This is a genomic window from Halomonas saccharevitans, assembly GCF_900116405.1.
Classification (GTDB): domain Bacteria; phylum Pseudomonadota; class Gammaproteobacteria; order Pseudomonadales; family Halomonadaceae; genus Halomonas; species Halomonas saccharevitans.
The window spans coordinates 1-7,094 of record NZ_FPAQ01000071.1; the positions used below are offsets into that span (position 1 = coordinate 1).

General features: G+C 54.5%; 5 protein-coding genes. All 5 read right to left on the reverse strand.

The annotated features are described in order from the left end of the window. On the reverse strand, positions 1-275 hold a 275-nt coding region (locus tag BM388_RS17270; RefSeq protein ID WP_175535036.1), incomplete at its 3' end, for a transposase. Between the two features lie 230 nt (positions 276-505). Further along, positions 506-724: a hypothetical protein gene (locus BM388_RS17745; RefSeq protein WP_139233989.1), complete on the reverse strand. Its 219-nt coding sequence runs from the start codon at positions 722-724 to the stop codon at positions 506-508. Between the two features lie 257 nt (positions 725-981). Continuing rightward, entirely contained in the window at positions 982-2,358 is a 1,377-nt protein-coding gene (locus BM388_RS17275; RefSeq protein WP_089852455.1) for a dihydrolipoyl dehydrogenase family protein, read from the reverse strand. Positions 2,359-2,973: 615 nt separating this feature from the next. Beyond that, a complete protein-coding gene (locus BM388_RS17280) occupies positions 2,974-4,800 on the reverse strand; it encodes a UvrD-helicase domain-containing protein (protein WP_217641105.1) in 1,827 nt (608 codons plus the stop codon). Continuing rightward, on the reverse strand, positions 4,781-6,679 hold the full coding sequence (locus BM388_RS17285; RefSeq protein WP_089852457.1) for an ATP-dependent nuclease: 1,899 nt from the start codon (positions 6,677-6,679) through the stop codon (positions 4,781-4,783). The genes BM388_RS17280 and BM388_RS17285 overlap by 20 nt, the downstream gene beginning before the upstream one ends. Positions 6,680-7,094: the final 415 nt, after the last annotated feature.

The following is a 7,094-nucleotide window of genomic DNA, read 5'->3' on the forward strand; positions in this document are numbered from 1 at the left end:
CAGCCCATCGCCCGCTGCATGACCAAGGTGCGCAGCTGACTGGCCAACGAGTGGCGGATACGCAGCGGGTGGCGTCGATCGACCAGATTGTCTTCGAGCGCCTCGATCACGCCACTGTTGTCGAGGGTTTCACGCAGCAGGAGAGCGCCGCTGTCGCTGGTGGTGCGGTGGCCGCTCAGCTCGACACGGACAGAGCCGTTGCACGAGGGCGACCAGGTCGTTAGGGTTTCACCCATGGCGAGTGGTCCTCTTGAATCGTGTTCTGGCAGGAACATCTTGATTCTACAAGAGAAAACCACTCGCCATCTTCGTTTTCAGGACGCCCTCATGAATAAGCCGGGATGACGCTAACCGCGTTTAAGCGCCGTCCGCATGCAAATGAAGGGCGGCCAGTCGTTGGTCTGAGCGCAGATTGTATCGCCGCCGAGAACTGACGTCATTGCGAAGACTGGCACGCTAGTCTAGTCAGACCAGGCGATAGCGGGAATAAAGATTAGAGCAACTATCAACTTAGCTTTCTAGTAACCGTACAGTAGCACACATCACCATCAATGCTATCGATGCGAACAACAACTGGTCGATCCTCGGCCGGATCTTCGGTAAACAGGAGCCAAGTATTGGAGTCGAGCGCCCGGACATACTCCCTGCCTACCTCAGGCTTCTTCACCTGATCCGTGCCAATCTTTGTGGTCATGCCAACTTCAAGTCGGCTTATATCTTGCATGGACTTCTCCTATGTCAATGGAAAACTGAATTACAACCTGCAAGGCGTTCTCTTTGGTGCGTAAAGCTGCTTGACCCTCACCATCAGGATAGAATAACTTTCCCCATTCGGCCAAGAGCAGCCATTCAGAATTTATTGATATTTTTATAATTTCAAGTTCAGCCCCGACAGAGTTCTCGATATCAGAGAATTAGGGAGTCTCCCCCTCATTTTTTAGTTCATCGCACTTTACCGGGAACCACAGCGCTGACTGGCTCCTACGCGGTGGCATCGAACACCTGCTTGACCAACTCGGCGAGCGTCGGGTGGACGTGGATACTGTCGCGCACTCGTTGCGCCTTGGCCCCCGGGGTGTTCATGGCGACCACCACCTCGTGAATCAGATCGGCTGCCTGGGGGCCGATCATATGGAAGCCCAGGATCCGGTCACTGCCCTTCTCGACCAGGAGTTTCGCAAAGCCCGGTGGTGAACCGACGATCTTGCCCTTGGCGAAATCAGCATAATGCTTCCTGGCCACGGTGTAATCGAGGCCCTGGTCGCGACAGGCACGCTCGGTCAGCCCGACCGAGCCGATCTGCGGATTGCTGAACACGGCGTGCGGGTTGGCGGTGTAGTCGACAGCAAGGGAGGCACCGTGCGCGTTGCGGTAGGCAAGCTCACCTTCGTAGCTCGAGGTGTGCTTGAACATCCCCTGCCCGATGACGTCGCCATAGGCATAGATGTCGGGGTGCGTGGTCCGCAGCCCGTCGTCGACCACCACGAAGCCGCGGTCATTAAGCTCGACCCCCGTCTTCTCCAGTGCGAGCCCATCGGTGTTGGGACGCCGACCGGTGGCCACCAGGAGCCGATCGCCCAGCACGGTACGTTCGCCGTCGTCGGTGGCAACGATCAGGCCACACTGCCCGTCGCGCACCAGCGCCTGGCGTGCCTCGGCTTGCAGCACGAGCTCCACCCGCTTGGCAAGCTCCTGCGTGAACAACGCCCGCACGTCGTCGTCTTCGGCCAGCAAGCATTCGGAATGGTCGATCACCGTTACGCGGGTGCCCAAGGCGGAGAAAAAATGAGCAAACTCGCAGCCGATGTAGCCGCCGCCGAGGATGATCAGGTGTTCGGGCTGTTCGGTGAGGTCGAAGATGACGGACTCGTTGGTGAGGTACCCGCTCTCCGCCAGCCCGGGGATCGGCGGGATCGCGGGGCGCGCGCCCGCAGCGATGAAGATCCGCTCGCCGGTCAGCCGGCGCCCGTCCTCCATCTCGATCAGCTTGTCACCCACAAAACGCGCCCGGCCATAGTAAGGGGTGAAGGCGCTCTCCACCCAGCGGCGCACTCCAGCGGCGTCGTCCACGCGCCGCTGGCGGACCTTGTCGAGAACGGCCTGGAAGTCGACGCGAACCGACGACTGATCCAGGTGGATACCAAAATCCGCGGCGTGCCGGATTGTCTGCATCACCTCGGCAGCCTGAATCAGGCCCTTCGTCGGGATGCAGCCGCGATTCAAGCAGGTGCCGCCGAGCTGGTCGGGACGGTCATCGACCAGCGCGATCGACTTGCCGTTCTGCTGCCCGAAATAGGCGGCAGTCAGACCAGAGCCGCCGCCGATGCAGATCACGTCGTAGTGCTCAATCGCAGCCATGGTTCCTCCCTGCGTCACTGCACGGCCCGACACGTAGGATGCCAAAACGACATTCGCCCCCTTGCGCCGCGCTCGATGTGGTCCGGCCGGTCCTGTCGAGGTCGGCGATCAGGCTATTAGATAGCGTAGTCCACTTCATGCTCGCCCTGGACGCAAGGCTTCGGCTAACCTCGCCCCTGAGGCCACATCGATGACTGGCATTTGGCGTCGACGGGGGATTAGGCCGCGGAGACTCACCTGAGCCAGCGGACGGTTCGCAGCTTCCCGCTGCCTCCGCAGAAGAACCGATCGTCGCCATCAGACTCGAGCCGCGACACGCCTGCACCTAAAAAGTAAAAAATGGATATTCATTATTGTACAAGACCAAAAATCACCATCAGTGGGATAGCTGCCCTACTCAAGGGAAACTTTCGGCCAAGAGCGGACTTTCAGCGCATTTTAATATAATGACTAGCTTAAACGAACAACTTTGGACGCAGACAGAAACGCCGGTTCAGTTAAAAGCTTTTCTGAGCAGTAATCCGCAGCATATCCGCTCATCTATCACTTCTTCATGTAGAGGTAAATCGCCTAACCATCGTCCTTGTGGGCTAGAGCACTTCCTCCGTCATAGGCTCACTCTCGATTGAGCAAAAGAATGCAAGGATCATTACTGGGAGTGAGGATTATTGTCCGTGACCTTCCGCGTGTCACGCTGACACGGAAGTTCTGTCGTGCTTGGTCATCATCGTATTCATAGGCATTGGAACGCACTATGCGGTCCAGGTTCGCAACAATTTTCTTTTTTGCAATTCTAGGCCATCCTTCAAAAATGATAACTTCATCAAATTGCTTTCCCTTTGCCTTGTGCATGTTCATCACGACAACACCAGTCTCAGGCTTTTTACTTGAAGAAAAATGCTCCTGAATGAAGGCTTGATGCACAATTGAAGTTGCGTTGGTGTAAGCCCCATTCGTCCGCCAGTCTTCCGCCAACCCCTGACGAAGCTGGGTACCTCGATCCAGCAATCTCAAATTTCTAACCTCGTGAGCTAGCCCCTGAAGCCGTGAGCAGTTCCCACTCTCAAGTAGGGCGCGCATCGCACGCCAATCAATTTCAGGATTTCCTGTTAGATATAAGGCTCGCGCCTTGTTGTAAGTGGCAAAAGTAGCGACGAGAAGGCTATTGCCTCGGATCGCCTTATCCTGAGAAAGACGCTCCAAGTAGTCTGCGTACGCGTCACGAATTTTTTGGGCTGTATTAAGGTCGCCCTGAGTAGGTTTGTCCCCGCCTCGCCCCTGGAAATAGTTGCAGAAAAGATCGACAAAACGGGAAAGATGCTGATCACCTGAGGGTGGCTGTATAAGGAAGGCAATGAGTTCTGCCCCGAGAATGGCACCTTCGATCTCTAAAACCGAAGAATGCTGTACAGGTGTCATTCCGGCTGGGGGTGTCCGCAGCTTATCGGCAACAAGACGAGTCATCTTTTTCGTTGGAACGAGGATAGCCAAGGACCAATCCTTCTTACCGCTCTTCACCAGACGGGCGCGTGACTTATAGACGCATTTTACGAGTTCCGTGATAGCTTTATCGCCATTCGGCGGGTAGCATAACCGGTAAATACCGGCATACCTATCCTGCGTGAATCTGCCACGCAATATTTCATTTCCGAATAACGCGATCTCGGTCCCAGCACTTCGGTGATTATCGTCGCTAAGATCGATTTCAGTCGGGGAAAACTCATCACGGAAGTGATCCAGTCGTTCGGGATCGGCCCCCTGAAAATCGTAGATACGCTGCTCTGGATCCGCCAGGGCAACCAACCTACAATGTTGACCTAGGGCTTGCACTACGTACCACTGATCAGCGTTGGTGTCCTGAAACTCGTCAAGGACGATCACAGGAAACATGTTGGCGACGAGTTTGCAAATACGCTCGCTATCGTGAAGAATGCGACCAGTGTAACGAGCGAAGAGATCAAAGCACACACGGCCATCTTCCATCGCTAACCGCTCTCTTTCAGCGTATTCTCGCTGCCTCTTCTCGGTGATGCCCTCATCATCCAACTTCGAATCAGCGCCCAGTTCGCTCCTTATAGAAGAAAGAGCGATGGCTTCGGCAGGAGGCGGAAGAAGTGTGAGCCGACGTGGCAGACCCAGCAGGTAGCCGTGAGTCTTGATAGTCCGCCAAAAGAACGAATGATAGGTTTCCACCTCTATCCGTTTGCGTTGCTCGGGCGGCAATTGATGTTCATGTTGTATGGCTTCCGCTACGCGAGAAACAGTTGCACGAGCGAAGCTGAGGAAAAGAACACGCTGCTCAGGGCTTAGCGCTTCGTCAACCGCTTTCGCTGCTTTTAGAATTGAGATTGTGGTCTTGCCAGAGCCCGGCCCTCCGGTAACCAGCACATGTCCGTCTGCCGCTAGTATCTCGCGTTGCTTCTCAGTTAGCTCCATCGCCATCCGCTTCCACTTCGATAGGCTGTTGCTCTGCGTCTTCACAAATTTCAGCGGTTACATCCGCTGCTGATGGTGGATCACAGAGAGCTTTAAGCTCTGCAGCTTTATCTCGAAGCCATTGTGGAATTTCGGCCTCTGTGCACTGCGCCAAGAAGTCCGCAGCTATCCAGTTTGCTTTACCCCATTTAAACAAATCCCCCAGGGCCGTATAAATGTCATCTTCCGGACTCGGATGCTTGTGCTGAAGGTGCTGCGGCCAAGTCACTGCTGCGGCATAGCGCTTGAGGGCATCTTCGGTAGTGTTCTTAAGCACCAAGTCTTCAAATCCATGCTCATCGTGCATGAATAGGACTTCGACTTTGTCCGCGATCGCCTTCTCCGCTGTCGCATCCTGATTGTCGCATAAGCCGAAGACGCGCTTTCCAAGGCTTTTATATAGCGTGGCGAGATCGGCAATCTGCGTGTCAGTCCCCGCATCGATGATGCATATACCCAGAGCTTCAAGCGAGGCGTACTTTCCAGGGTCAATCTCGGCGAGTCGCCGACAGACTACTGGAAAAGACTGGGTTTCTGTCGCGCCCTCGGCAATCAGGATTCGACGCGCAAGAAGTCCCTCACAGAACCGGGTACGGAATTCTTGTCGATATCTTTTGAGCTTGACACTTTCTGGCAACGTAATCTCAGCTTGGCTGAGAGCGCCATCCGCCTCACGGCGAAGCACGATAGTTTCTTCATTCTGAAACTCTTCAAGAACGTACGGAGAGTGTGACGTAAAGATCGTTTGGGCTGAGAGCTTTCGAACTTCGTGAACAATACGTTTCTGCGCATAAGGCGGTATCGCTGTCTCGGGCTCTTCCATGGCAAAGATGACGTTCTGCTTGTCTTCGGCGATCTGGGAGAGCATCGCCAGCACAAGCATGTTCAGCGTTCCAGTCCCCTGCCGATAAAAAGGGGCAGCGTGATCTCCGTCGCCCGTCGCGATAAACGCTGTTATGACCTTACGTAGATGGTCTCGTGTGAGGTTGGACACCTTGAGGTGGGGCTGAATTCCCCACTCCTTCGGGACATATTTCTTGAGAGAGGCGTTGATGCTATCTAGGACACCAGAGATGCCGAGCGCCGGGTCACTAGCAACATCATAATCAGCCAGATGCGAGAGTGTCGCCTCCCACATCTGCGGGCGAAGCTCTTTTAGCCGCAAGATGATGTCAAGCAGACTGCCCCGTTCGAGGCTCAGAGCTCGCGATCCGGTCCGGAGCGAGCGAAGATAGAGGAAGCCACATCGCTGCTTGTCTGTTTTCCTGAAGGGTTGGCCGCTTTCAGCTTCCGTCAGGCTACGCGTAAAGAAAGTCTTCGCCTGAAAGTCGTCTTCCTCAGGCTCGTACCAACCGAGAAAAGTTACCCGTATAGCCTCAGAGATATGCCCAGGATCTACGCCTTCTGGATTCGGTTGCTCATAGAGTTTGCACTGTTCATTATCCCAAAATTCAATTACGTCTCCGAAGTGAGCCTTTTGTTCATCGTTAAGGTCGACAACTGTTACGTCAATGCGAATGGTCGGCGCCTCTTCAACCTCCGTGCCAACGGCGATCAGCTCCTCCGCAGGAACTGTGTTCACTTCACCATTCGCTTCGGGCTCTGTTTTATCGTCAACCACTTCGGCTTCGATTCGAGTGGGAAGATATTGCCCCTGAAAAAAGTCGTGCTCGTCAATCGGCGGCATTCGATTGAGACGGTCCGGACCAAGAGCAAGGTCGATCGCCTCAAGTAACGTGGTTTTTCCGGTATTGTTATCTCCAATCAAGACAGCATGGTTTGGAAGCAAGATTGTTGCTTCCTTTATTCCGCGAAAATTCTCCACTCGTAGATAACATATACGCAATTTTTACCAACTCCTAAATTTAACGGTTAACACTATTATTTTATTTTAGTGACCTCTTAAAGCTCTGAAGCACTCATGCCAAGACGACCGCTTTGGGTCGAAAGCAGACAACAACCCTACAAATGTCGTGCCGATAAATGCCGCCCCACGCTACCGCCGGGTGAGGCCCTGGCGGGCACCACCTTCCTGGCAGCCGTGATCCGATGTGGATCACACCCCTTCCTTGGGGGAAACACGCTTTAGTGCTCCCTAATCTAGCGTGCTTTCGCATCGATTTACATGGCACTTCATTTATAAGGTGGACGGCGCGCGGGCGATGGGCCTAGGCTTTGTCCGAAAACTTGAATTTGCTAATGTCACCTATGCCACAGCAGCATAGGTGACCCATGGCAGGACGCTACGAGATCTCCGACAA